This is a genomic window from Pseudomonas sp. LB3P93 (assembly GCF_054898025.1).
The window spans coordinates 793,855-819,894 of record NZ_CM142713.1 but is presented as its reverse complement, the minus strand read 5'-3'; the positions used below and the strand labels follow the sequence as shown (position 1 = coordinate 819,894).

Genomic DNA, 26,040 nt, shown 5'->3' with positions numbered 1-26,040 from the left:
GGTTACATTCCCAACCCGACACCGCCGTCGATCACCAGGCTCTGGGCGGTGACCCCGCCCGCTTCGGGGCTGGCCAGGTAACGCACCATTGCCGCGACTTCTTCACTTTGAATGAAGCGCCGCATCGGCAGTTTCTTCTTGGCGTTGCGCAGGATCTGTTCCTGAGTCAGCCCGGCAATGGCCGCTTGCGCCGCCAGTTCACCTTGCAGCATTGGCGTATCGATCCACGCGGGCAGAATCGCGTTGACGGTGATCAACCGTGGCGCCAGGTCCATCGCCAGAGCCTTGGTCATACCGACGATGCCGTGCTTGGAAGCGCAGTACGCGGTGTTGCGGACCTTGCCCGCGCGGCCGAGGATCGACGACATGTTGATGATCCGCCCGCGATCCGGCATCAACGGCAGGCACAACGCCGTGACGTAGAACGTACCGTTGAGGTTGACCGAAATCACCTTGTGCCAGTTGTGCAAATCTTCCGGTTCATTCTCGTTGCAGATGCCGGCGCTGTTGACCAGCACATCGACGTAATCCACTTGTTTGGCCAGCCTCTTGAAGAACGCTTCCATGCTCGGCAGGTCGGCAATGTTGGCCGCATGGGTTTCGACCCGGGCCTTGATCTGCCCTTGCTGCTCGTCGACCCAGCGTTGCAGTTCCGGCAAATCCAGGTCCAGCAGGATCAAGCGGTGCCCTGCGTCGGCGGCAAAATTCTCCGCCACCGCCCGGCCGATGCCCTTGGCGGCACCGGTAATCAGAATGGTCCGGCTCATGGCATTTTCAACCCGCCATTGACCGGCAGGACCTCACCCGTCAGGTACAAACCGCGATCGGCGATGTACAGCACCGCCTCGGCGATTTCATGGGGTTCGGCGTAACGCTTGATCAGCAAGCGCGACTGGATTTCCTGTTCCTGACTGCCAATCAGTGCCGTGCTCATTTCCGTGTTGACGATGCCCGGGGCCACCGCATTCACCCGAATGTTGCGCGGCGCCAACTCCACCGCCAGGGCACGGGTCAGCGCTTCGACACCACCCTTGGCCGCGGCATAGTTGCTTTGACCCTTGCCGGGTTTCTGCGCAGCCACCGAACTGATGTTGACGATGCAACCGCTGCGCTGGCGCATCATGGACGGCACCACCTGCTGACAGCAGAGCAAGGTGCCGATCAGGTTGGTCTGGATCACCTCGATGATGTCGCGGCTCGGCATCGTCGCCAGCAACCCGTCACGGGTGATGCCGGCGTTGTTGACCAGCAGATCGACGCGCTGAAAATGCTGGTCGACTCGCTCGAAAAAGCTCTTGATGCTGTCGCCGCTGCTGACATCGCATTGCAGTGCCAGACACTCGAGGCCCAATGTCTGCACCTCATCACGCAACGACATAGCGGCCACTTCGTCGCGCACATAACTGAATGCAATCTGATAGCCCGCGCCAGCCAGGGCCAGGACGATCGCCCGGCCGATGCCACGACTGCCACCGGTCACCACTGCTACTTTATTCGGCATGACCGTTCCTTAGAGTGAGTTGTCAGTCTTGAACTGCGCGAGGCTGAAACCATGGGTCGCGGCCAGGGCACGAATCTGCTGCACCTGCTCGCGGCTGATATCGCCGTAGGAGTAGTGCTGTTTCATCCCGGACAAACCCATCAACACCGACTCCGCCATGCAGGCATACAACTGACCTTCCTTGAGGTAGGCGCGCACGTTGCGGACCAGGCCATCGCCCATCGGGGTCTGGACAATCCCGCCGTGCATGTACAGCACGTCGGGCCGTTGGCTGGTGAGGTTCTGATCGACGTTCAGTGGCACCGCGATGTCGCAGATCACGCTGTTTTCGGCGAAATGTCCGGCACCGAGAAACGGCTGGGGCGCGTTCGCTGCACAGAGCACAATGCGCGCCTGCTTCAGCACATCAAGGTCATTGCTGACGGTGATGAACGCATTCGCACCCAAGTGCTCTTCGACCAGGTGCTGAACCCGCTGACCGAGGTCGGCGCCGGCACCGTGGGCCTGCAACAATGCGTCAATGCCGTCGAGTTTCTGCAAGCGGCTGGCGAGGCGGTCGTGCTCGGCGACACCCTTGAGAATCGCGCGGGCGGCCTCGGCGTAAATCAGCTGTGCGGTCTTCTCCAGACGCCGCAGGGAGCCGTCGCGACCGCTGCCGATAAGGATCAGGTGTTCGACACTGGTGGACAGCAGCGAGGCGTAAGTCGAGGCAATGTTGCCCGCCGCACCAACCACCGCAGCGGTCTGTTGGCTCAGTTCCAGGCCTTGCTGCTTGCAGCCCTGCTCGATCGCTTCCAGGCCCATGCCGATGGTCAGCGCGTTGCCCGAGGTCAGTGCCATGTCGGGGATCTTCAGCGCCTGACAGTTGTTGGTGACGATCGAGGTGTACATACCCAGGCCGGCCACGCTGTAGCCATCGGCACGGGCATCGCGGATGCGATTGCCGACTTCATCACGAATGGTCTCCAGGTCGCCACTGGCGATGTACGCGGCCATGGCATCGGAGTCCATGCACAACGGGTACAGGGTGAACTCCACGGCGGTGCCGAGTTTCGAGCGAATCAGCACTGGGCCGATTGGCGCGGCACGCCGCTCCGGGGCCATGCGTTTGATGAACTCGCGTTTCTGTTCGGCGCTGAGGGTGGACAGCGACGGATCGACATCACTGAGCATGTCCGAATCGATCAGGTGATTGATGAACGCCACGCGCGCCACCACGCGAACGCTCTCATCAGGCTTTGGGAGATTTTCAGGTTCCTTGAAGCTCACCTCGCGTGCCGGCACTTCGCGGATACTGTCGGCGCACACCCCGGCCGCCAGCGGGAAGGCATCGCGGCGACGCAGCATGTCGCAGACCTTTTGCAACGAGCCGATCAAACCGTCGATTTCCTCGAAGGTGATGCACACCGGCGGCTCCAGGCGAATCACGTTGGCGTTGCTACCCGACGGCGCGACCCGCAGCGATTCGAATTGCAGCAGGTAGCCGGCGATGATGTAACCCAGCGCATCGTTGTACTGCGCCGACGCCTGGACCAGTGAACTGGTGCCGGTCAGGTCGTGCAGTTCGAACCCCAGCAACAACCCGCGACCGCGCACATCGGCGATCACGTCCGGGTACGCGGCTTTGAGTTCAAGCAACGAGGACTTGAGGTACTCGCCTTTCTTGTTCACATCCTTGAGCATCGCGCTGTCGTTCTCGAACAAGCGGCGCAGCGCCGACAGGGCGATATGGCACGAGGCATCGTCTTCGGCGAAGGTCGAACTGTGGATGTAGCTGAAGTCGTTTTCGTAGTGGCTGGCGCGGATGACCGTCGCGGCAATTTTCATCAGGCCACCGCCCAACGCTTTGGACAGGCAGTAGTAATCGCCCTGCAAGTTGAAATGGCTGGCGCCGAGCAAAGTGCCGGTGCGGCCGAAACCCGATTGCACTTCGTCGATGATCAGCGGGCATTGCTGCTCGTTGCACAGGCGACGCAGGCCCAGGTAGAACTCGCTGGCGAACTCGTTGATGCCGCCCTCGCCCTGGATCGGCTCCAGCAACACCGCAGTGATCGCACTGAAAGCTTCACGGCGCACCTGCAAGGTCTCGCCGCTCCACTCCAGGCTCAGCCAATGCCGTGTGTGACGGGCCGGCAAATCCTGGAGTTGTTGGGGTTGTTGCGGGTCGATGAACTCGACGTTGAGACCAAATCGGGCGAATGGCTGGCGGTACTGTTTGCCGTAAGTCAGCTGGACGGTGTTCACCAATTTGCCGTGGAAGCTGCCGCGAAGGGCGACGAATACCGGCTCGACATGCAACTGCGCAAGGTTGTGTTGACGCACCGCTTCCACCACTTGGCGAACGGTCACGTAAGACAGATTATCCGGCAGCAACCCGGCGGGCAGATCGAGGTCGTCGACGTCCAGTTCGACGTAGGCCTTGTCGCTGGCGGTCAGGTTGGCCAGGGCGAAATCCCGTTCGTCGAATTGCTTCTGCAAGGTTTTCTGGCGGCGGTATTCAGCGTGCTTGACGGCGATCTCCACCGACTCGGCGCCACTGTTGGAGAAAGTCGAAATGTAACGCTCGCTGTTGTTCAGCTCACGGTTGAACGCCTCGCTGAGTTCGCGCCCCAACATACCGGCCGCGCCACGCACGGACATCTGCGCATTGAACGGCACATCGGCGCGCAACAGGCCGCAGAGTTGATCGACGAACTGCGGGTCATTGTGGCCATACAACGCAGCGCCGTAACCGCCGAGAAAATCGGTGACGGTCACCTCGGCGCCCTGTTTGTCGCGGTAGAACAGCTTGCTGCCCAACGCCCGATGGAACTGGCATTCCAGGCCCAGGGCCTGCATCAGCTCAACGAATTTTGGTCGTACGTAATCGCGGTAATCCATGACAGTCATATCCCTTGATTAGAAAAATAGAAGCGATTCAATGTGCTCAAAACGGCTCGTGGGCCGCCTGATAATCGAGTTGGTAACAGGCGCTGAAACCGTTGTCGTCGCGGTTGATGATCAGGCAGTCACGCAGCACCGCGCTCCGTCCCTCGCCGACCACAAACGGCAGGTACGGATCCACCGATTGCTGCAGCCCGATGATCGGCGGCACACGCTGGGCATGCAGTGCGTTGCGGGCCAGGATCAGATCAACCAGGCTCGGCGCACCGCATAGAATGCCGGTCACCGGCACGCCACTGGTGATGTGGGTGGCACCGGTGCGGGCCAGCGTGCGGGCCAGGTCGGCGTCCTTGTGCGGATCGCCGCTGGCGCTGCTGACCAGCAGATCGACTTGCTTGTCCGGCAGGTTCAACGACCCCAGGCGCGGATGGGCGGAGAGACCCGCCAGGCAGGTCTGCGGTCCACCCCCTAGATCGTCGGCCCGGCGCAAAATCAACGCCGCCGCCCCTTCGCCGGCAATCCCGCCTGTGCCTTGGCGATCGAATGCACGCAGGGTTTGAGAGCCGTCGGTGCTGATCACGCCAGCCTCGGCCAGAGCGGCCAGCGCCAGCGGATCGAGTTCACTGCCGGCGCCGACCACAATCGCCGCATCGATACGACCGCTTTGCAACGCCGCGCACGCCTCGCGCAATGCCGCCAGATTGCCGGCCACGCCTTGCATGTAAGCGTTGCATTCGCACTCCAGTTTCAGCGCCAGGCTGACAATCCCGAGCAAGCCGTTGCTCAGACTTTTGAGCACCAGGAACGGGTCGAGTGCGCGCTCCTGCAACACCCGTCGAGCGAGGCGCCGCATGTCGGCGCCGGACTCATCGCGGCACTCGTGGAGCAACTCGCCATAGGCCGCCAACGACGGATGGGTGTAACCGCCCTGACAGCAATAGAGGCCATAACGCAGACCGTCATTGCCCGGTTCAAGCCCCGCTTCAGCCAAGGCCTGGCGCACCGCGCTGACACCCCAGATCACGGCCGGCGGGCAGTAACGCTGGAGGTTCTGGGCCACGTCCTGGCGACTGGTTTGATGGTCTTCATCACTGACATGCCCGAAGGCCGTCACGCGCTCGCTGTGAAACAATTTCGACTGCAGCAAAGCGATGCCGCTGCGCGCTTCACTGGCCGCCGACCAGAAGCGTTGCACGCCCCAGCCGCTGGGTAATACGCAACCGCTGCCGGCGATGGCAACGCGCACAGTAGCGCCAGTCATTGTCCGTGCTCCCGATATTTACCAAGGGCCAGCGAGGTGTTGAGGCCGCCAAAACCGAAGGAGTTGCTCAAGGCAAAATCCACTCGGCGGCTGACCGCTTGCCCGGCGCAATAATCCAGGTCGCACTGCTCATCGACGTCATGCAAGTTCACGGTCGGCGTGACCAGATCGTTGAGGCACGCCAGCGCCGTGACCATGCATTCGGGTGCGCCAGCGGCGGCAATCAAATGCCCGAACTGCGACTTGTTGGCGCTGACGGCCAGGGACCGGTAGTGCTTGTGCTCGGCAAACACATTTTTGATCGCCAGGGTTTCCGCGACGTCATTGAGCGGCGTCGAAGTACCGTGGGCGTTGATCAGATCGATTTGTTGCGCACGCAGACCGGCGTCGTCCAGCGCAGCTTGCATCGCCAGCGCCGCGCCCCGGCCTTCCGGTTGCGGGGCGGTGACTTTGTAGGCGTCCAGGCTGCTGCCAAAGCCGAGCACTTCAGCATAGGGCGTCGCCCCTCGCGCCAGTGCGTGTTCAAGGCTTTCCAGCACCACGAAACCACCGCCCTCGCCGGCAATCAGGCCACTGCGATCACGGTCGAACGGCCGGCACACATCGACGCCCCAGCGCTGTTCGCTCGATGCCGCGCCGAGCAGGTACAGCGCGGCCATGGTGTCGAGGTTCAGCACCGAATCGGCGCCACCGGCAATCGCCACGTTCACTTCACCGCGACGAATCATCTGGAAGGCATTGCCGATGGCCTGGGAGGCTCCGGCGCACGCGCTGCTGATATTGATGACTGGCCCTTCGCAGCCCAGTCCATCGGCAATCACCCGCGCCAGTCGATCATTGCTCTGGCGCAACGAGCCCTCGGCATTGACCTGCCCGGCATGGGGCATCAGGTGCTGCCAGCCCGGGGCGTGGCCATCCGGTGCCTGGGTCAACAGCATGTCGGCCAGCATGTGTTGGGGCGCGCCCGAGGCGCAGAGCACGGCGGCTTCACGCAGCTGCTCAGGCGCGAGTCCGCTGTCTTTCACCGCTTGGGTGGCGGCCACCCAGCCAAAGCGGCTGCGTTTTTCCAGGTCAACGGTCCAGGCCGGATGGTCTTTCAAGGCCTCGGGCAACAGGGTCATATCCACGGCCGCGGCGTAGCGCACCGGGAACGTGCCGTCGTCCACCCCGTCGGGCTGCCACGGACGTACACAGTGTTCGGCGCCGAGCATTTTTTCCCAGAGGGTCTGCCATTCGAAACCAAACCCGGTAACGGCGCCCATGCCGGTAATCACAATCCGTGTCGCACTCATGTGTGCTTCTCCATGGTTTCACTGGCCAGCAGCAAGGCGCCCCAATGTCCGGCGCGGCTATGGCTGACAAACAGCGTGTAGCCCGGTGTCGCCGAGGCGTTTTGGGTGTGGTGCAAGGCCAGCGCGATCTCGGTCAGCAAGGCGCTGGCGCCAAGATCGCCGGTCATGGCCCGGGCGCTGCGAACGTCCCGTGGGTGTTCGGCAAACAGGCTCATCAATTGCGCATCCTCGGGGTTGGCGACGATCTGCTCGACGTCACCGAGGCACAGTTTTTCCAGGCTCAACGCCTGGGCGATGACCCGCCGGGCAACCGCTGCACCACGTTGCGGATCAGCGCTGTAACCCCGGCCGAAACCGGCGATGCGCAAGGCGTTCGGGGTGTCGGGCGCAGGTGCCGAGCCGAGCAGCAGCGCGGCCGCACCTTCACCAAAAATCGCCTCGTTTGCCGGATGGGGTTCACGCAGATACAGCGCCGGCGTCAGGTTTGGACTGCTGCTGACCACCAGCGCGGCGTCGGCGCGTTGCTCGACAATTTGCTGGCAGGCTTCGATCAGGGCATCGAGCCCGGCGTTGTCCTGGGAACAGAACCCGCCCATCGGCCCGTGGCATTGCAACGCTTCGGCCACGTAGGCCATCACGCTGCTGTTGAGCAGCGTCAAGGCATGCAACGGCGGTGTGTTGGCCAACAGTTGCGCCAGAGGTTTTTGCGGTTGCTCGCCAATCGCTTGCACCGCGTCCCAGCAAGGGCTTGGCGCGTCGACCTCAGGAATGGCCGCCGTCAGGGCAATCCGTGCCGGCGGCAGTTGCAGGGCCGCCAGCGCGGGGGCCAGGCGTGCCACGCAGTGCAACAGACGCAAGCCTTGGGGTTCGACGCTGCGCTGAATCTTGCGGTCGAACAGATCGCTAACCAGGCGCGGTGCTGGCAGCGAATAAGCCCGTCGCGTCGCATCGAATGCCAGCGGTTGCGGCGAAGGCGGCGTCCCGAGCAGGTCGGCACATTCGCTGCCGGCGGCGTTCAATACGGCCGCCGAATGGATGTAAACGGCAATGCTCATGTCATGCCCTCCCCAGGACCAGCGAGCTGTTGACGCCGCCGAAACCGAACGAGTTGGACATCACCACGTTGATCGACTGGCGCATCGGCTCGCTGAGAAATTTCAGCGAGGGGTATTCGGCGCGGTCGTGATCGTAGTTCAGGGTCGGCAACAGCACGCCGTCCCGCAGGCTGATCAGCGACAGCACCGCTTCAATCGCGCCGCTGCCCGCCAGGGAATGACCGATGGCCGATTTGTTGGCGGTGAACGTCACGTGTTCCTGGCACTCGCCGAACACCCGCTGCAAGGCCAAGGCCTCGCAGCTGTCGTTGGCCTGGGTGGACGTGCCGTGGGTGTTGACGTGTTGCACGGCGCTGCTGAGCAGCCCGGCGTCTTCGATTGCAGCTTCCATGCATTCCTCGTATTTGCTGCCATCCCGGCTGCTGGAGGTCATTTTTTGTGCCTCGCACACATTCGCGTAGCCCAGCACTCGCCCCAACGGGGTGGCTTTGCGACGCTGGGCATGTTCGGCGGATTCGAGAATGACCATGGCCGCGCCCTCGCTGATCACGAAACCGCAACGGTCCGGCATGAACGGTCGACTCTGCTCGCTGGCCGGCAGGTCGGCCTGGCACAGCGCGCCGAGGCTGTTGAACATGTAATACGGCAACTCGTTGGCCATCAGTTCGACGGCACCGCAAATAGCCAGGTCGATTTCGCCGCGCTCGATCGCCCGGTAGGCGCTGCCGATTGCCATGGTGCCGGCGGCGCAGGCATCGGAGTGGGTCGAGATGTGATCGCGGATACCGAGCGTCTCGGCCAGGTGCAGGGTCTGCTGATCGACCCGGCGCCCGAAGACCGCGCTCGATGGCGCCGGGTTATCCAGCAGTTGATCCAGATCGACACGCCCGGCCTCATCCATGCAGCGACTGGCGCGATGCAGATCGTGACTGTCCGCGCAGTACTTGTTGGCCCCAAGGAACAATCCGCTGCGGCTGTGAGCAAAGGCTACCGGGGTCAGGCCTGCGTGCTGCAAGGCTTGTCGGGCGACAAATTCGGCCAGCACACTCTGCCGAGGATGCAGCGCGGCATTGCCGCCGAAACCGGCGGCGATCTGCTGCCACTGGCCGTCGTCGATAAACCCGGCGGCGCTATTATTGAACCCCAACGCCTTGAACCGTGGATGTTCGCGAACACAGGACTGCTTCTGGCAGATCCGCTCGAACAACGTGGCGGCATCCAGCGCCATGGGCGCCACCAGACCGAATCCGGTCACATAGACTTCTCGTGTCCGCATGAGAACTCCTACACCGTCTCTTGGGCATGAGTGGCCACGAATTGCTCCACCAGACGGCGCGAAACCTCGTCGCCGTCAGCCGGCACCAACCGTGCACTGCAAGCGCCGCAGACCACTTGCTGGCGTTCGTTCAGCACGGCTTGATGAGCGCCGCAATCGGGGCAGCTTTGCGGCAGGTAGTTGAAGAGGTTGCGGCACTGCTGCGCCCAATTGCGCACGGTGGTGGCAGCAAATACCTGCGCCGGTTGCATGCCGGCCTTGAGCTGATCCGGGGAGTAGTCGCTCAGGCTCTGTTCGAGCAAGTCCTTGCCGCTTTCGGTGATGCGACCGCTGGCCAGGAACTCGCTGGCATCGCCGCAGACAGCAACGGCGTGATCCAGCACGCTGGTTTTGGGCAAGGTGCAGCCATATTGACGACCGAGTTGAAAGCTCAGGTCGACGATGTCCAGCGAATCGGCGCCGAGGTCCTCGACGATGCTGCTGTTCTCATCGATATCATCAGCGCTCATCACCAACAGTTGCGCGAGGATCTCGCGGGTGCTGGCAATGACGTTTTCCAACTCCAATGGATTGTTCATCTCTATCTCCCTATATCGTGATTGCTTCATGAATTCCGTATGTGAGAAGTAACTATTCCCACAGCAACTTCTCACGCGGCGGAAATCTAAACTCTGCCCTTAAGGGGAGAGTCAACGAACTCTTTAAAGTTTTTTAACAACTTGAGACGGGCGTCCGAATGGGCCGGCACACCGCACTCGATTGGTGCGAAGCCTCGCGCCAGTCGACTTATTTACTTAACAAAGGCTGCGTATGGTGGGGCACGCACTGTATCGCTGGCTAAACAGAGAGGGGCCCGAAAGTATTAACTTCTGGCTTACAGCACAGACGTACAAATAATAGAAACCTGACAAGTAAAATAGTTATAACTTCATAACCATTGTTCTATATCAGCGCAGCCGTTAAATAATGCGTCTTGTGGGATTACTAGCCGAACCGGGCAAACCGGCACAGCGCTTCTGGGTAACTGAGTGTCGAGCACAGACAACCGACCGAGTGCGGGGCGCTATAGGGTGCGACTTCAGTTCTTGAACCCACTGCCCGGAGTCCACATGACCGCACCTATTACCGTTCTTCGCGACACCCACCCACTGCCGGTGCTCGACGCCTGCAAATGGGAAAAACTCGAAGGAGACCCGCACACTGTCAACCTCAACGCCTACACCAGCGAAGATGGCAGCAAGATCATGGGCACCTGGATCTGCACGCCAGGCAAGTGGTATGTGGAATACGTGAAGTGGGAATACTGCGATTTCCGCGAGGGGTACTGCATCATCACCCCGGAAGGCAAAGAGCCAATCCACCTGCGTGCCGGTGATATTTTCGTGATTGAGCCGGGGATGAAAGGCACGTGGGAAGTGGTTGAAACCGTGCGCAAGTATTTCGTGTTTGCCTGATGCAAAAAACCGGGAACCCGCCCGACGCGGGTTCCCGGAAAAACCCCTTACTGGGGTTTGCGATAGCTATTGATGATCGCCGAGAAGTCTTTACCACCCTCCCCACGCTGACTCATCGCCTGATACAACTGCTGGGCCACCGCGCCGAGCACCACCGGTTGGTGCGCCTGACGTGCCGCTTCAGTGGCCAGCCCCAGATCCTTGAGCATCAGTTCGGCACCGAAACCGCCGGTATAACCGCGCGAGGCCGGCGCCGTTTCAACAATGCCCGGCCACGGGTTGTACATCTCCGAACTCCAGCAACGTCCGGTGGAACTGTTGATGATCCCGGCCAGCACCGTAGTGTCGATGCCGAGTGCATCACCCAGCGCCATGGCTTCACTCACGCCGACCATGGAAATCGCCAGCAGCAGGTTGTTGCAGATTTTGGCGATTTGTCCGGTGCCGACTTCGCCGCAATGAACGATGTTGCGCCCCATCTGCGCCAGCACTGGCTGCAGGGTGGCGAACAGTTCAGGGGTGGCGCCGACCATGAAGGTCAGCGTCCCGGCCGTCGCACCGCCAGTACCGCCAGAGACCGGCGCATCGGCCATGGCCACGCCTTGCTTGGCCGCAGCAGCCGCCACATCTCGCGCAGTCTGCGGATCGATGGTGCTGCAATCCACCGCTGGCACGCCTTTGCCGATACCGGCGAGTACGCCATCTTCACCCAGCCAGACGCTGCGCACATGCACAGCGGCGGGCAGCATGGTGATCACCAGTTCTGCACCTTGTGCCGCTTCACGGGCCGAAGCGCTGATGCTGCCGCCCAGTTGTTCCAGCTCGGCCAGAACGGTTTTGTTCAGGTCGACCAGGCTCAGCGCGTGGCCGGCCTTGATCAGGTTGCGCGCCATCGGCGCGCCCATGTTGCCGAGACCGATAAAAGCGATTTTCATGCCTGGCTCCTTAACGCAAGTTGATGGTGGTGTTCACACCGTCGTTGACGCTGTCGTCATCGAACCAGCGACTGGTGACCGTCTTGGTCTGAGTGTAGAACTGCACCACTTGCTTGCCATACGGACCGAGGTCGCCGAGTTTGGAGCCGCGCGAACCGGTGAAGCTGAAGAACGGGACCGGCACCGGAATCGGGATGTTGATGCCGACCTGGCCGACGTCGATTTCTGTCTGGAACTTACGCGCCGCCGCACCGCTCTGGGTGAACAGGCCCGTGCCGTTGCCGAACGGGTTGGCGTTGACCAGGGCGATGGCCTCATCGAGGGTATCGACTTCCAGCACCACCAGCACCGGGCCGAAGATTTCCTGGGTGTAGATCTGCATCTCGGGCGTCACGCCGGAGAACAGGGTCGGGCCGACAAAGTTGCCCTTCTCGAAACCTGGAACGGTCACGTCGCGACCATCCAGCTCAAGCTTGGCGCCTTCCTTGATGCCGCTCTCGATCAGATCGAGAATCCGGGCCTTGGCTTTTTTGGATATCACCGGCCCCACATCAGTGCCCGGCTCGCTGCCAGCATTCACTGTGAGTTTCTGCGCCAGTGCTTTCAGGTCTGGCAGCCATTGTTTGGCCGCGCCCACCAGCACCACCACGGACGTGGCCATGCAGCGTTGCCCGGCGGCACCGAAACCGGCACCGACCAGCGCATTGAGTGCTTGTACGCGATTGGCATCCGGCAGCACCACAGCGTGGTTCTTCGCGCCCATCATCGATTGCACACGTTTGCCGTGTTTACCGGCCAAGTCGTATACGTGAGTGCCAACCGCGGTCGAGCCGACGAAGGAAACAGCCTTGATGTCCTTGTGGGTGCAGAGCGCGTCCACCACATCCTTGCCGCCATGAACCACGTTGAGCACGCCCGCCGGGACGCCGGCTTCAATTGCCAGCTCCACCAGGAGCATGGTCGACATCGGGTCCTGTTCGGACGGTTTGAGTACGAAGGTGTTGCCGCAGGCGATGGCCATCGGGAACATCCACAGCGGAATCATCGCCGGGAAGTTGAACGGAGTAATGCCGGCGCAGACGCCGATGGGCTGACGCAGGGTGTAGGTATCGACGCCGCCAGCGACGTTCTCGGCGAATTCGCCCATTTGCAGGCTGCCGATGGAGCAGGCGTGTTCGACCACTTCCAGGCCACGGAAAATGTCGCCTTCAGCGTCGGCGATGGTTTTGCCTTGTTCGTTGCTGAGCACCACGGCGATGCGCTTGGAGTGTTCGCGAATCAACGCCTGGAGCTTGAGCATGATGCGCATCCGCGCGCCGATCGGCGTCAGCTTCCAGGTCTGGAAGGCGCGGTGGGCGGCGCTGATCGCGGCGTCCACTTCCTGCGCGGTGGCGAACGGAACCTTGGCCAGCACTTGCTGGGTCGCCGGGTTGACGATGTCGTGCCACTCGGTGGTCTGGGACTCGACCCACTCGCCGTCGATCAACAGCTTGACGTTCTGGACAGTGGTTTCGTTGGGCGTGAGCGATGCGTTCATGCTGGTCTCCTGGACTTGTTGTTATGCAGGGAGCCAAGGCGGATAAGTCGCCTTGAGATGAGGCGTGTGTCGCGAATTGGTTGTCGGACTGTTTTTGGAGTATAGATGTGCAAACTTCTAATAAGAACGCACATAAAAGCCGGTCCATCATGCAAAAAAACATCACGTCTTTAGGCTCGTTGAACTGGGATGACCTCAAGTTTTTCCTCGAAGTCGCCCGCACCCGCAAGGCCAGCACTGCAGCCAAGCGCCTGGCGGTGGATTACACCACCGTGTCGCGACGCATCAGCTCGTTGGAAGCGGCATTGGGCACTTTGCTGTTCGAGAAATCCCGGACCAGCGGTTTCGTCCTGACCGCCGAAGGTCAGCGTTTGCTGGGTTACGCGGAATCGATCGAAAGCACGCTGCACATGGCCTGCGAACAGGTTTCAGGTTCTGGCGTGGCGTTGTCCGGGCATGTGCGCATGGGCTGCACCGAAGGCTTCGGCAGCTTTTTCATCACCCCGCAGCTGAGCCATTTCGTCGATGCCTACCCGGCGATCTCGGTGGACATCCTGCCGCTGCCGCATTTCATCAGCCTGTCCAAGCGCGAGGCGGACATCGTCATCGCCCTGGAGCGCCCGGAGCATGGCCCGTACGTCTGCTGCAAACTCTGTGACTACAAATTGCAGCTCTACGCGACTCAGGACTATCTGGACAAGCACCCACCGATCCGCCGCCCGGCAGACTTGGGCAAGCATTCATTCATCAGTTATGTCGACGACCTGGCGTTCAGCTCGGAGCTGTTGTACCTGGCGAACGTGTTGCCCGGTGCCAGCGCCAACTTGCGCAGCACCAGTGTGATCGCGCAATTCGTGGCGGCGCAGCAAGGACGGTCGCTGGCGATTCTGCCGTGTTTCCTGGCGGCTCAGGACCCGCGCTTGCTGCCGGTGTTGCCGGAAGAGATCAACATCACCCGGCAATTCTGGATGTACTGCCGCGAAGACCTGCGCAAGCTCAAGCGGATCACCCTGTTGTGGGATTACATCCGCGCCGTCACTGAGCAGAATCAGGGCCTGTTGATGGGCGAAAGCCGGGAGATGCTGTTCGCCGACTAGTCGGCGCTCACCACGATCGATACTCGGCGGTTCTCGGTGCGACCCGCCGCCGTGGTGTTCGATGTCACCGGCTGACTGCTGCCGAGACCGCGCAGCTGAATGTTTTCTTCTTTCATGCCGACCGTGATCAGGACCTTGCCGACGCTTTTCGCGCGACGCAGGGAGAGTTGTTCGTTGTAGGACTCTTTGCCCGAGGCATCGGTGTGACCGTCGACCCGCACTCGCTCGATGCCTACACCGAGCAATGCCTTGCCGATCTTTTGGACGATCTCGGTACTGGCGGCGTTCAGGCTGTCGTCGTCACTGCCAAACAGCACTTTGCCGGATAGACCAAACGCCCATCCTTCATCGGTCAGCTCAAAACCTTGCTGTTTGAGTACAGCGATTTGCGCCGGGGTCAGGCCCTTTTGCGGGGCGGTCTGGCACCCGGTCAATGCCAGCACGGCCATGAACAAGGTGATCGCAAAAAATCGCAGGGAACGCGGGGTGATTGAGTACACAACTATTTGCTCCTGATTTGAACGTGGGCGACCGGGTGCTCCGACCCGGACGTGTGTTGTGCACCTCGGGAAAGACGCTTGGCTTGGTACATCGCTGCGTCGGCGGCATTGAGCAACGTGCCCGGCGTGGCGCCATGATCCGGGTACACGGCAATGCCGATACTGAGTGAGGTCGAGACCTGGGTATTACCCGGCAGCGGGATCGGCAGTTCCATGCTGGCGAGGATCTTGTCAGCAATCCGCTCGGCGTCCTCGGTTTTGTGCAGTGGCGTCAGCAGGACCGCAAATTCATCGCCGCCCAGACGCGCCACCAGATCCTCTTCACGCAACTGCGCCCGAACCCTGCTGGCCACTGCAACCAGCACGGCATCGCCGGCGGCATGACCGTAGCTGTCATTGATTTCCTTGAACCGGTCGCTGTCGAGAAACAGCACGGCCACGCGCTCATTGAGCTTTTGGGCATTGCGCAGCGCACGAATAAGTCGGCCTTCGAAAAACGCCCGATTCGGCAACCCGGTGAGGCTGTCGTGGCTCGCCTTGTGCGCCAGGGTTTCATTTTCGCTTTGCAGGTGGGTTTGCCAGGACTCAAGTTCATCGAGCAGGGCATTGAAGTCGTTGCCGAAATTGTCGAGTTCGGCAATGTCGGCGGGCGGTACACGACGGTCGAACGCCCGATCGCTGCGAGCGGCGTGGGCTACGGCGGCCAAACTGCGCAGAGGCCCCGTGATCCCACGAAGTTGTCGGCGCGCCAGATAAAGGGCGACCCAGGCGCTGATGGCCGTGCACAGAATAATGCCTATCAGGCCACTGAGCAGAAAGCGCATCAGGCTGCCACCGTGACCGGTGAGCTGAATGCTGCCGATTTCCCGCCCTTGATGGACGATCGGCATGTCGATGGGTTTTTCCAGAAAGGTTTTGGCGATCTGCAATTCCAGATCGGAGAACAACCCGCTTTCCGGTCGCTGCCAACGCGCGAGCAACGTGCCTTTTTGGTCCAGCACCTGGGCGTCGGCGATTTCTTCGGTGGAGGCGATCAATGCCAGGGCCTCAGTGGCCGCAACTTTGTCGTTGAACACCACAGCGGCTTCCACCGTGTAATTGATCGAACGCGCGATCAAGTGCAGGTTGTGGTCGGCATACACCCGCAACGCCAACACACCCAGCAGTGTCAGCGAGATGCTGGCCATGGCCACGCCGACCAGGGCAACGATCAAGTGCCCGCGGCCGATGACCGAGCGCAAGGTTGGGCGACTACCCGGTTTGAACAGACTCATGGCGCCGCCGACTTGCGGCGGGACAGTTGCAGCACGCTGGGGTGAATGCGCACACCGCTGCGGGCGACGGAGTCGAGGTTGACCTCGAAAGACACCTGATCATCAGTGACCCTGAGGCAAAACAGGCTGCCGACGGTGCATTGATCATCGCTTTCGCTGATGCTCAGGACCGGACGCCCTGTCAGCGACGCAAAGAGTTGGCTGCGCTCGTCGCCAGTCAATGTGCCGATGTACACCGCATCGCACTCACCGACAATCGACGGGTTGTCGGCCAACAGCCGCCGCACGGTGACGGGCCGGCCGGTGGCCTGGGTCGTGCCCTTGACCAGGTCGTCGGTGTATTCGGTGGGGCCGACCACGCACAGGCGCAGTTGCGCAGGCTCAACAGGCCAACGCGCGTAACTGAGAATCCCGAGGACGACCTGAGTGACCGATTTGGCTCGCTGGTCGGCCATGCTCACCGGGGTTTGCGATTGAGCAAACACAACACCGGTCAGCATGCAGAGAAGTCCCGCGAGCAGCACTTGCTTGCGGCCAACGACACACCCTGTCGTCCAGACAGCCACCTTCATGCAGGGATTCTCTTCGATATTACGAAATGATGCCGCAACGATAACATAGCGTTTAAACCCCAGCGAGGTTGCGCACTACGGCACTTCGGACAGTTTCCGTCGTCCAGCGCCACCCTTTCAATGGCTCGTATCGATCCCATCTTCCAACTCCAGCATCAACCCGCTCAAGCGCTTGACCTTGCGCCGCACCGCCTCCTCAAACACCCCGGCACGAGGTTCGATCAGGGTGAACCAGTTCTTGGCCCGGGTAATCCCGGTGTAGATCAATTCCTTGGTGAGCACAGGGTTGAGGGCATCCGGCAGAATCAACGCCGTATGGGCAAACTCCGAGCCTTGGGATTTGTGGACGGTCATGGCGTAAACCGTTTCGACATCGTTGAGTCGACTGGGTAGAACAAATCGCACACCGCCTTGGCCGTCATTGCGCGGAAACGCGACACGCAGCACGTGCTTCCCTGCTACGGGCCCGTCACGTTCCGGCAGTTTGAGGGCAATGCCGATGTCGCCGTTCATCAAACCCAGGCCATAGTCATTGCGCGTCATCAAAACGGGTCGGCCTTCGTACCACTGCTGGTCACTGTCGATCAGTCGAGCCTTGAGCAGCGCGGCGGTCACACGTTGATTCAACCCCTCCACGCCCCACGGCCCTTTGCGTACGGCGCATAACAATTGGAAGGCGTCGAAGGCTTGCAACACCTGACGCGCCCAATCGGTCCAGCGTGAATCTTCGAGCAGGCTGTCAAGCGGTGGCCGTTGGCTGCGAAGAAGGCTCAAATAGTGACGATAACCTTGCGGCCCGTCGCCATGGCCTTCAAGCAACAAGCGTTCCAACGCCCGGTCTTGCTCGCCCTTGAGGGGCAGGGAAAACACATCGTCGTGACTTCGAGCAGTCAGCAACTGGCGGGCTTCTTCCGGCTGCTGCTGGTTAACCCATCGGGCCAGCTGACCAATGCCGCTGCCCTCACCGAACCGACGTGAGTGACGGAGCATCACGACTTGCTGGGCCAAGGGGTGTGTTCCGTCAGCGTCTTCCTGCAAACCGCTGGCCCCCAGGCTTTCACCACTGACCGACTGCAGCCACTGGCGGGTCTGCGGGCTGTACCAGCCGGCCTCGGCATCGCGGCAAAGATCACCCAGCACGGCACCGGCCTCCACCGATGCCAACTGGTCCTTGTCACCGAGCAACACCAGCCGGGCATGGGCCGGCATCGCATCGAGCAGGTTGGCCATCATTTCCAGGTCGATCATCGAGGCTTCGTCTATCACCAGTACGTCCAGTGGCAAGCGATTACCGGCATGGTGACGGAAGTGTCGGGTGCCGGGGCGACTGCCAAGCAACCGGTGCACGGTAGTGACATCAGACGGGATCTTGCCTCTGACGGTTTCAGCGACTTCCAGCGTCCGGACTTGCTGGCTGATGGACTCTGTCAGCCGCGCCGCCGCTTTGCCGGTGGGAGCGGCAAGACGGATGCGTAGCGGTTTGCCAGCTTCCACCGCTGGGGCCTGGAGCAATGCCAGCAACCGCACGACTGTGGTGGTCTTGCCGGTCCCCGGGCCGCCGGTGACGATACTGAACGCACTGCGGGTCGCCAGGGCACAAGCGAGTTTTTGCCAGTCGATCACGTCGCCGGATTGGGCTGGACCGAACAAACCTGTCAGGCGTAGGAGTAAATCATTCGGCGTTGTTTCGTGTTCAGCCAGGCGCAGGCGCAGGGCATTGTCGATGCGTCGTTCGTAAACCCAGTAGCGACGCAGATACAGGCGTTTGCCCGATAAAACCAAGGGCCGGGATTGCGCAGCCTCACGACCATCGACGGCCAGCGCCACCAGACGGCTGGACGCCAGGACCTTGCACCAATGGGCGCCGTCCAGCGCTTCAAGTAATTGCGACGGCAACAACATCGCGCCACTTTGCAGATCGCCTTCGGGTGGCAGCGACAGGGCGAAATCCGGCGCTTTGAGCGTCTCGAACAGGTCCAGGCAGACATGGCCGTGACCCAATTGGTGACTGGTCAATGCGGCGGCGAGCAACACCAAGGGATCATCGTCGGGGGCCAGTTCGTGGAGGAAGGCAACGAAGGCCTTGTCCAGTGCTCGCAGCCAGCCGCGCTCCACCCAGCGCGTCAGCAACAGCAACAAATCATCGGCGCGGCTCAGGGGCGCCAGATCCGCCAGGCTTTCGGCTGCCAATGGCGTGGGCAGCAAATCGGCGAAGGTGCGACTCATAGCAGTACTCCCTGTTCCCAGGCGGGTTCGGCCTTCGGTTCTGCTTTGCCCTGAAATAGACGATCCAGATGCTCGATCAGCTCTCTGGGTGGACGGGCGAAATACACGCCTTGGGTGGATGCCCGCGTGCCGCGCAAGAACAGGTACAGCGCGCCACCGACATGCCGGTCGTAATCGTAGTCGGCAAGCCGCGCCTTGAGCTGGCGATGCAGGGCCAACAGGTACAACACATATTGCAGGTCGTAACGATTGTCGAGAATCGACTGTTCCATGGCCTGTTCGGTGTAAGCCGCGTCATCGGGCCCCAGCCAGTTGGATTTGTAGTCGGCGACGTAATATCGGCCGTCGTGCTCGAACGTCAGGTCGATGAAGCCCTTGAACATGCCGTTGAGCAATACCGGCTCAGCGGCCACCCGGGCGACGCCGTTGTGGGTATGTTTACGCACCAGCTCATCAAGCTTGAGCACGTCGACTTTATGGCTGGCGAACCAGAATTCCATCTCGACGCGGTATTGGGTGAGCTGCTCGAACACCACCGGAGCCTGCCCCCCGCCGAGGTGCAACGAAGACTTGAGCAAGTGTTGCAGCCAGTCGCTCAGCGTGGTGATCCAGCCTTCCCAGCCACGGCGATTGCAGCGACGGGCAATGGCGTCTTCCACGACTTGCGAAGCAGCAGAAAAACCTTCATCACCGGCCCATTCCAGCAAACCATGGAGAAAGGTGCCGGGGTTCGGGCCACGGGGGAATCGATGGATATCGGCACCACCGGCGGCCACTTCTCGTGGCGCCTCCGGATCGAGACGTTCGTCGTCAAAGAGCTTTTGCGCTTGCGGGTTCTCCGGGGCTTCGTCACTGCCCACGCTCAGACTGTCGCCGATGCGCAAGGCACTGTACGAGGCGATCCACCAGTTTTCGCTGGCCTCGCGCTTGGGTATCAGCGGCGCAAGCAACCTCGCGTCATTGCGTGGGGGATGGTAATGCTCGGCCGTTGCTTGCGGCATATCACCGTAAAGAAGTGCCGGGCAATCCTGTTGAAGGTCTTCGAGCCAGCGTTTCAATCCTGCAGATTCGGCCAGGGGGGAACCGCCGCCTAGCAAGTAACCCAACGCAGAAAGGTGCAGCACCGAGCTGTTGTTATTGCCGCGCTTGAGATCGGTCACGCCGAGCCAACAGGCATGTTGCGCCCGGGTCAGGGCGACATAGAGCAAACGCAGATCCTCGGCCAGACGCTCATCATCGGCTTGGGCGATCAACTCGGCAGTCGGCTTCAAGGTCACCTGCGCCTTGCCGTGTGCATCGTGATAATGCAGCGGCAGACGGCTGCCATCCACGGGTTTTGCCGAGCAGATGAACGGGAGAAACACCAAGGGATACTCAAGCCCCTTGGACTTGTGAATGGTCACGACCTTGACCAGTTGCTCGTCGCTTTCCAGACGCAGGATCTGTTCTTCGCCGGCCTGACCGGACAATGCCAGATGCTCGGACAGATGACGAATCAGCGCTTGCTCGCCATCAAGCTCGGCAGCGGCTTGTTGCAGCAATTCGGACAGGTGCAGCAAGTTGGTCAGTACACGTTCGCCGTCGCTGCGCGCGATCAGTGATCGAGGCAACTGGAAGTCATGCAGCAAGCGCCGCAGCATTGGCAGCACGCCTTGCTTGCGCCACAGCTCACGATAACCGCGGAACTGCATGACCCGCGCTTCCCAAGCCAGTTCGTCCTGATTCAGTCGCTCCAGTTCCGCCAGGGAAAGGTTCAGCGTGATGCAGGCCAGCGCGGCTCGCAGCGGCCGCTCGACATCCGGCTCGGCGCAGGCTTTGAGCCAGGTCAGCAGGTCGTGGGCTTCTTGAGCGGCGAATACCGAATCCTTGTCCGACAGATAAACGCTGCGCACACCGCGTGCAGACAGTTCACCGCGCACGGCCTGGGCTTCTTTGCCGTCGCGAACCAGGATCGCGATGTCCGCTGGCAGCAGGCCTTTGAAGGCTTTGTCCTTCTCTGTGAAACCTGCCCGACCTTCCTGGCCGCCATTGAGTAATGCGGTGATTTCACTGGCGCAGGCAGCGGCGAGTTGTTGTCGGTAATCGGCGCCGGACAGTGGCTGATCGGCGGACAAGTGCCAGATGTTCAGGGCGGGCACGAGCTGGCCATCGATGTGCAGCACTTCTTTGCGCCCTTGGGATTCGACGGGCAGAAACGGTACCGGATTCTCACCACTCTTTTCACGGAAGAGGAACGCACCTCGTCCCAGCTCACGAGACTCGGCGCGCTCGAACACATGGTTAACCGCACTGACCATGCCATGGCTGGAACGGAAGTTCGTACCCAGGGTATGCAGACGTCCGGCGGTGGCCTGACGGGCGCGCAGGTAGGTGTAGATGTCGGCACCGCGGAACGCGTAGATCGCTTGCTTGGGGTCGCCGATCAGAAACAGCCCGCATTCGGGGTTGTTGTCTTCGATGCGATAAATGCTTTCGAAAATCCGGTACTGCACCGGATCGGTGTCCTGGAATTCATCGATCAGCGCCACCGGAAACTGCTCGCGAATCAGGGTCGCCAGGCGTTCGCCGCCATCGGATTGCAAAGCGGCATCAAGGCGCAACAGCATGTCATCGAAGCCCATCTCCGCGCGGCGACGCTTTTCTTCCTCAAACCGAGCACCGACCCACTGAGCGGCATGCTGCAGAACGGCAGCGTCGGGGGTTGGCAATCCGTCGAGGCTGGCCTTGAGCCCAGGCATCGCGTCCAGCCCCGGATGACTGGGGGCTTCGCCTTTCCAGGCTTCGGCCATACCGTCAGGCGTCAGGCGAGTGAAGCCCGTGCCGATATCCAGTTGCTCGAGGGACTCATCTTCGGCCCAGGCTTTGAGTTTTTCGAACCAGGGTTCGAAATAACGGGCTTGCATCTTTCGACCGTCGACGCTTTTGCTCGCAACACCTTGATGACAGATGGCAAGCAGCTCATCCGCCCATTGGCGCCAAGGCATCTTGAGTTCAAGCAAGGCTATTCGCCGTTCCTGCAAGCACTCGGTGATCAGATCTGCCGGCGCTTTACCTTCAACGCTGTCACGCTCGCTGGCGAACAAACTGCGTACACGCGGCAATAACGCCGCCGGCCCACCCCAATTACCCCGCACCCAGCTCAGCGCATCACCCTGCATCGGGTAGCAGAACAGCCGCCAGTAATCGCGCAGGACTTCGCCCAGCAAATCGCTGTGATCGGTTTCCAGGGTCTGGGTAAACAGGCTGCCACTGTCGAATGCGTGCTCGCGCAACATGCGCTGGCACCAACTGTGGATGGTCGAGACGGCAGCTTCATCCATCCACTGCGCAGCAATGTCCAAACGGTTTGCACAACCGGACCACTGTTCGGGAAGGTACTGATCACGCAAATCAGCGATGAGGCTATCGGGTGCCTCGGTCTCATCACGAAAGTATCGCGCCGCTTCGGCAAGACGGGTGCGAATACGTTCACGCAGCTCTTTCGTCGCGGCATCGGTGAACGTTACAACGAGGATTTGCGGCGGCAACAGTTCACGCCCGAACCCACTCGATTCGCCACCGTGACCGAGGACCAGACGCAGGTACAGGGCGGAAATGGTGAAGGTCTTGCCAGTACCGGCGCTGGCTTCGATCAGTTGGCTGCCGCTCAGGGGGAATGCCAGGGCCAGCGGTGTCTTCGTGGTCATGAGCGCGCCTCCTCGCTGGTCAATGAACGCCAAGGGGCTTCAAGCATCGGTTTGTACAAAGCATTGCACCAATCGGGAAAGGTCTCGTCGGCGGTCAAAGCGTCATAGTCGGCAAATTGCCGGGCGAGTGCCGGACTTTCGCGGCGTTCGCCGTCGGTGGTTTGACCGTCGCCTTCATAGGCCTTACGAGCGGCGGCGTTGGCTTTGACCGGGTCAGTTTGAGAGAGCCACGCGAAGGCGGTTTTCACAGCAATCGGAAGGGGTTGGCGCATGCCCGTTTGCCAGGCTTGCAACAGATTACTCAAGGCATGACGCGCTGCCCCCTCCTCCAAAGGGGCCAGTAGCAGACTGTCGTCACTGGCCACTAACGCGGTGGTCATCGACATGCCGCTGGCGCAAGCGACCAAGTGATTGACCCAAGGTCGCGTAAGACGATGCCACTTGCGGGTCTTGATCGAACCGATGCTATTCGGAATCGTGGTGACCGACAGCAAGCCGCCGTCCGCACGTTGATGCAGGCCACTGAGCCAGCCTTCCAGGCGCAGACCTTCCAGTTCCAGGTTGACTGGCAACGCGCTGGTGAGCGGTGTCGGCCACAACGCCAGAAGTTGTTGGTAGCGCTGCAACAGATCCGGCAATGGCTCGATCAATTCTCGCTGCAGACATTCGCCAAAACCGGCCATGGGCAAGAGCCCACTGTTTTGCAGACGTTTTGCCTGGGCCTCAAGCGCATGATCGGCGTGATCCAGTTGCCCAAGCGCCGCTTCGAGCAGACTGTCACTGAGGCTATAGCGTTGGAGAGCGTCGAGTACAAAGGGCTCTTCATCAGCCAAGGGGGCTTCAGCCGCTTCAAAGAACACCTTGAGTCGCTGACTGAAAAAATGCCGCACGGGATTGCGCAGGAAATCCTGCAATTGACCGAGGCTCAGCGGCTCTTCTTGAACATAGGCATCGAGAGCCTGGATATCAGCCGACTGTTCACTGTCTTGATGAAGCACCTGCCACTCGTTTGCGAAGCTGAACAGGTCGTCACCTTCATGAAAATAGCGGGCGCTGAAGGGTTGCAGTGGGTGTTCCTGAGTCATGGCCTCAAGCAGCTTTTCACTGTCGGCTTGTAATCGCCAGCCACCTGCAAGGTGATCGCGGAGCTGGCCAATCAGCACCGAGGCCGGGCGCTCACTATTGTCCCGAATGCTGCGGCCGACCCAACTGATATAGAGTTGGTCACGTGCCGACAACAGGGCTTCCAGCAAGAGATAGCGGTCATCCTCGCGCCGGGAACGATCACCTGGGCGGTAATCGCTGCCCATAAGGTCGAAGTCCAGCGGCGGTTGCGCTCGCGGGTAATCTCCGTCGTTCATCCCGAGCAGGCACACCAGTTTGAACGGGATCGCTCGCATAGGCATCAAGGTGCAGAAGTTAACCGCTCCGGCCAGAAAACGTTGGGACAGGCGGCCCTGATCGAGGCCTGCCAGCCAGGCTTCACGGACCACGGTCAACGGCAGCTCATCAAGCAAGCCGACTGACTCGCAGGTCTCGAGCCAGGTTTCCCGCAGTTCTTCGAGTTGGGCCAGCAAGTAGTCGTCATGCTCATGACTGGCCTGGAAGAATAGCTGCACCAACGCTTGCAACCGGATGCCCCATTGCTTGGGCGATGCAGGTTGAGTCAGTTCCTGGTGGGCAATCTCCAACGCGTCCAGCAGTGCGACCAAAGGACCGATGAGCGCAGCATCCAGACCGCCGATCTCGTCATAAGGCTCAATGCCTTCACAGGCAGTCGCGCTGCCGACGGCATAACCAAGGAGCATCCGGCGCAGGCCGAAACGCCAACTGTTTTGCTCCAGTTCTTCAGGCAGGCCCAAACCCGCACGCTGCTCGGCATTCATACCCCAGCGAATACCAGCGCCTTCGATCCAGCGGTGCAGGGTTGGCAGGTCACGCTCCTCGACACCGAAGCGAGCGCGCAGTGCAGGAACGTCCAGCAAATCGAGGATCTCGCTGACGGGGAAGCGGCTGTCGGGCAGTTTGAGCAGATGCTCGACAGCAATCAGCAGCGGGTCACGACCGCGTTGGCCTTGGTCCGCAAGTGTGAAGGGAATGAAGCGCGGATCGAAGCGATCAAGTTGACCGAACACTGCACGGATATGCGGTGCGTAGCTGTCGATGTCCGGGACCATCACGATCACGTCGCGTGGCTTCAAGTCTGGATCTGCACTGAAGCGTGCGAGCAACTGATCGTGAAGGATCTCCACTTCGCGCTGGGCGCTATGGGCGATGTGGAAACGAATCGACTCGTCCTGTTGCAGATCGATAGCCGGCCAGCGCTCGCGAGTTTCGTTCAGGGGGCGCAGTTCAAGGATGTCGTCCTGCAGCTGGTTGAGCATGTTCTGGGGCTGGCTATCGCTGAACAAGTCGATGCGCCCATCGCGAAATGCAGAGCGGTAGCTGTTTGGATCGTCGTAGCTGTCGAGCAGATTGATGTAGTCCCGCCCCTGCTTGCCCCATGCCGCCAATAACGGGTGAGCATGTTGGTGAAGGGTTTGCGGATCGAGCACAACTGGCATGCCGCTCTTGCGAGCCTGACGCTTGTATTGATGTCGCAACAGGTCTTTATCGGCGACGATGTCTGCCCAATGGTGACGACATGGGTTGTGTACACAGAGCAGAACCTGGCTGAACCGGGCCAGTCCGGCAAGTGCTTCCAGGGCTTGCGCCGGGAGAGAGGAGATCCCGAAAACGATCACCCGAGAAGGTAAACCACTGGGTGCCACGTCGAGGCTGTTGATACGTTCGATGAACCGTTGATGAACACCTGCACGACTTTGCGCCATGCCTTGCTCACCCACATCCAACAACAGAGCGCGCCACAACTCTGCCTGCCAGCAGTTGGCTGGGGTCAGGGGCTTGGCTTCGCCTCTGCCGTTTCGCAATTGATGACGACCTTCCGCCCAGTCTTCGAGCCAGTCGGCCCGGTATACCTGGTATTGGTCGAACAGATCCGCCAGCCGCTCAGACAACTGATAGCGCTTGCGTAGATCGGTGTCGTTGGTAAGGAAGCGTTGCAGTGGTTCGAAATGCGGTTGATTGATCAACTGCGGAAGCAGACGCATCAGTCGCCAGGTCAGTGGGGCCTTATCGAGCAGGGATTTGACAGGGATCTCATCACGCCCCAGAACCATGCGATAGAGCTGCCACATGAAGCTGCCCGGGAGTTGAACGTCAATGGCTGCCGCAATTCCGCAGCCGCCCATGTCGTCGTCTTCCGGGTCTTCGGCCAGAGCCAGCTTTAGCCACTGGGCGATACCGTTACTCTGTACCAGGGCGATTTCATTTTCCAAGGGAGCCAGCGGGTAGCGACGCATCCAGCTGACCACCAGGCTGCGTAACTCGTCCAGGCGATTACCGTGAACCACCATAAAACCAGCACTGAGGGACGTCGCGTCCGGCATAAGGGCTTCCTTGGGAAAATACAAAAGCTAGGGCCGAACCTT

The 26,040-nt window shown here is 60.9% G+C and carries 18 protein-coding genes; 2 read left to right on the top strand and 16 right to left on the bottom strand.

Annotation, left to right across the window (positions count from 1 at the left end; translation table 11 throughout):
• Positions 1-2: 2 nt before the first annotated feature.
• Genes ACYZT8_RS03515 through ACYZT8_RS03480 form a run of 8 tightly spaced genes read right to left on the bottom strand, consistent with a single transcriptional unit; the run spans position 3 to position 9,846 of the window.
• Positions 3-767 (bottom strand): SDR family NAD(P)-dependent oxidoreductase, encoded by a 765-nt coding sequence (locus ACYZT8_RS03515; RefSeq protein ID WP_461979276.1) that lies wholly within the window; start codon positions 765-767, stop codon positions 3-5.
• Positions 764-1,501, bottom strand: a complete 738-nt coding sequence (locus tag ACYZT8_RS03510; protein ID WP_461979274.1) for a 3-oxoacyl-ACP reductase family protein — start codon at positions 1,499-1,501, stop codon at positions 764-766. Before ACYZT8_RS03510 ends, ACYZT8_RS03515 begins: the two co-directional genes overlap by 4 nt.
• A 9-nt stretch (positions 1,502-1,510) precedes the next feature.
• Entirely contained in the window at positions 1,511-4,381 is a 2,871-nt protein-coding gene (locus ACYZT8_RS03505; protein ID WP_461979272.1) for an aminotransferase class III-fold pyridoxal phosphate-dependent enzyme, read from the bottom strand.
• Positions 4,382-4,427: 46 nt separating this feature from the next.
• Entirely contained in the window at positions 4,428-5,645 is a 1,218-nt protein-coding gene (locus ACYZT8_RS03500; protein WP_461979270.1) for a beta-ketoacyl synthase N-terminal-like domain-containing protein, read from the bottom strand.
• A complete protein-coding gene (locus ACYZT8_RS03495; RefSeq protein ID WP_461979268.1) occupies positions 5,642-6,937 on the bottom strand; it encodes a beta-ketoacyl-[acyl-carrier-protein] synthase family protein in 1,296 nt (431 codons plus the stop codon). Before ACYZT8_RS03495 ends, ACYZT8_RS03500 begins: the two co-directional genes overlap by 4 nt.
• Positions 6,934-7,992, bottom strand: coding sequence for a beta-ketoacyl synthase (locus ACYZT8_RS03490; protein WP_461979266.1), 1,059 nt, complete (start codon positions 7,990-7,992; stop codon positions 6,934-6,936). The genes ACYZT8_RS03495 and ACYZT8_RS03490 overlap by 4 nt, the downstream gene beginning before the upstream one ends.
• Position 7,993: 1 nt before the next feature.
• Positions 7,994-9,268, bottom strand: coding sequence for a beta-ketoacyl-[acyl-carrier-protein] synthase family protein (locus ACYZT8_RS03485; protein WP_461979264.1), 1,275 nt, complete (start codon positions 9,266-9,268; stop codon positions 7,994-7,996).
• Positions 9,269-9,276: 8 nt separating this feature from the next.
• Entirely contained in the window at positions 9,277-9,846 is a 570-nt protein-coding gene (locus ACYZT8_RS03480; RefSeq protein ID WP_461979262.1) for an acyl carrier protein, read from the bottom strand.
• 531 nt (positions 9,847-10,377) lie between these two features.
• On the opposite strand from ACYZT8_RS03480, the gene ACYZT8_RS03475 reads away from it, so the two are divergent.
• Positions 10,378-10,722 carry a cupin domain-containing protein gene (locus ACYZT8_RS03475; protein WP_007946320.1) on the top strand — a complete coding sequence of 115 codons (345 nt, stop codon included), beginning with the start codon at positions 10,378-10,380 and terminating at the stop codon, positions 10,720-10,722.
• A 47-nt stretch (positions 10,723-10,769) separates the two neighbouring features.
• On the opposite strand, the gene mmsB is transcribed toward ACYZT8_RS03475, so the two are convergent.
• Together mmsB and ACYZT8_RS03465 are read right to left on the bottom strand one after the other, a co-directional pair.
• On the bottom strand, positions 10,770-11,657 hold the full coding sequence (gene mmsB / locus ACYZT8_RS03470; protein WP_461979260.1) for a 3-hydroxyisobutyrate dehydrogenase: 888 nt from the start codon (positions 11,655-11,657) through the stop codon (positions 10,770-10,772).
• Positions 11,658-11,667: 10 nt separating this feature from the next.
• Positions 11,668-13,194, bottom strand: coding sequence for a CoA-acylating methylmalonate-semialdehyde dehydrogenase (locus tag ACYZT8_RS03465; protein ID WP_461957110.1), 1,527 nt, complete (start codon positions 13,192-13,194; stop codon positions 11,668-11,670).
• A 149-nt stretch (positions 13,195-13,343) separates the two neighbouring features.
• Between ACYZT8_RS03465 and ACYZT8_RS03460 the strand changes: the two genes are divergently transcribed.
• Positions 13,344-14,291, top strand: a complete 948-nt coding sequence (locus ACYZT8_RS03460; RefSeq protein WP_109627838.1) for a LysR family transcriptional regulator — start codon at positions 13,344-13,346, stop codon at positions 14,289-14,291.
• Here the strand turns inward: ACYZT8_RS03460 and ACYZT8_RS03455 are convergent.
• From ACYZT8_RS03455 to recC, 6 genes are all read right to left on the bottom strand, one after another.
• Positions 14,288-14,740 carry an OmpA family protein gene (locus ACYZT8_RS03455; RefSeq protein ID WP_461982360.1) on the bottom strand — a complete coding sequence of 151 codons (453 nt, stop codon included), beginning with the start codon at positions 14,738-14,740 and terminating at the stop codon, positions 14,288-14,290. The genes ACYZT8_RS03460 and ACYZT8_RS03455 overlap by 4 nt on opposite strands.
• Positions 14,741-14,793: 53 nt before the next feature.
• Entirely contained in the window at positions 14,794-16,065 is a 1,272-nt protein-coding gene (locus ACYZT8_RS03450; RefSeq protein WP_461979257.1) for a diguanylate cyclase domain-containing protein, read from the bottom strand.
• Positions 16,062-16,637 (bottom strand): YfiR family protein, encoded by a 576-nt coding sequence (locus ACYZT8_RS03445; protein WP_461979255.1) that lies wholly within the window; start codon positions 16,635-16,637, stop codon positions 16,062-16,064. Before ACYZT8_RS03445 ends, ACYZT8_RS03450 begins: the two co-directional genes overlap by 4 nt.
• 117 nt (positions 16,638-16,754) lie before the next feature.
• Positions 16,755-18,863: an exodeoxyribonuclease V subunit alpha gene (gene recD, locus ACYZT8_RS03440; RefSeq protein ID WP_461979253.1), complete on the bottom strand. Its 2,109-nt coding sequence runs from the start codon at positions 18,861-18,863 to the stop codon at positions 16,755-16,757.
• A complete protein-coding gene (recB, locus tag ACYZT8_RS03435; protein WP_461979251.1) occupies positions 18,860-22,549 on the bottom strand; it encodes an exodeoxyribonuclease V subunit beta in 3,690 nt (1,229 codons plus the stop codon). The genes recD and recB overlap by 4 nt, the downstream gene beginning before the upstream one ends.
• The gene (recC, locus tag ACYZT8_RS03430; RefSeq protein WP_461979249.1) at positions 22,546-25,998 is read right to left on the bottom strand and encodes an exodeoxyribonuclease V subunit gamma; all 3,453 of its coding nucleotides are present in this window, start codon (positions 25,996-25,998) and stop codon (positions 22,546-22,548) included. The genes recB and recC overlap by 4 nt, the downstream gene beginning before the upstream one ends.
• Positions 25,999-26,040 lie beyond the last annotated feature (42 nt).

Coding starts and splice junctions, on each gene's coding strand:
- ACYZT8_RS03515 (WP_461979276.1), bottom strand. CDS start 767: ATGAGCCGGACCATTCTGATTACCGGTGCCGCCAAGGGCATCGGCCGG.
- ACYZT8_RS03445 (WP_461979255.1), bottom strand. CDS start 16,637: ATGAAGGTGGCTGTCTGGACGACAGGGTGTGTCGTTGGCCGCAAGCAA.
- mmsB (WP_461979260.1), bottom strand. CDS start 11,657: ATGAAAATCGCTTTTATCGGTCTCGGCAACATGGGCGCGCCGATGGCG.
- ACYZT8_RS03450 (WP_461979257.1), bottom strand. CDS start 16,065: ATGAGTCTGTTCAAACCGGGTAGTCGCCCAACCTTGCGCTCGGTCATC.
- ACYZT8_RS03495 (WP_461979268.1), bottom strand. CDS start 6,937: ATGAGTGCGACACGGATTGTGATTACCGGCATGGGCGCCGTTACCGGG.
- ACYZT8_RS03460 (WP_109627838.1), top strand. CDS start 13,344: ATGCAAAAAAACATCACGTCTTTAGGCTCGTTGAACTGGGATGACCTC.
- ACYZT8_RS03500 (WP_461979270.1), bottom strand. CDS start 5,645: ATGACTGGCGCTACTGTGCGCGTTGCCATCGCCGGCAGCGGTTGCGTA.
- recC (WP_461979249.1), bottom strand. CDS start 25,998: ATGCCGGACGCGACGTCCCTCAGTGCTGGTTTTATGGTGGTTCACGGT.
- ACYZT8_RS03505 (WP_461979272.1), bottom strand. CDS start 4,381: ATGGATTACCGCGATTACGTACGACCAAAATTCGTTGAGCTGATGCAG.
- ACYZT8_RS03485 (WP_461979264.1), bottom strand. CDS start 9,268: ATGCGGACACGAGAAGTCTATGTGACCGGATTCGGTCTGGTGGCGCCC.
- ACYZT8_RS03455 (WP_461982360.1), bottom strand. CDS start 14,740: ATGGCCGTGCTGGCATTGACCGGGTGCCAGACCGCCCCGCAAAAGGGC.
- ACYZT8_RS03475 (WP_007946320.1), top strand. CDS start 10,378: ATGACCGCACCTATTACCGTTCTTCGCGACACCCACCCACTGCCGGTG.
- recB (WP_461979251.1), bottom strand. CDS start 22,549: ATGACCACGAAGACACCGCTGGCCCTGGCATTCCCCCTGAGCGGCAGC.
- ACYZT8_RS03465 (WP_461957110.1), bottom strand. CDS start 13,194: ATGAACGCATCGCTCACGCCCAACGAAACCACTGTCCAGAACGTCAAG.
- ACYZT8_RS03490 (WP_461979266.1), bottom strand. CDS start 7,992: ATGAGCATTGCCGTTTACATCCATTCGGCGGCCGTATTGAACGCCGCC.
- ACYZT8_RS03510 (WP_461979274.1), bottom strand. CDS start 1,501: ATGCCGAATAAAGTAGCAGTGGTGACCGGTGGCAGTCGTGGCATCGGC.
- ACYZT8_RS03480 (WP_461979262.1), bottom strand. CDS start 9,846: ATGAACAATCCATTGGAGTTGGAAAACGTCATTGCCAGCACCCGCGAG.
- recD (WP_461979253.1), bottom strand. CDS start 18,863: ATGAGTCGCACCTTCGCCGATTTGCTGCCCACGCCATTGGCAGCCGAA.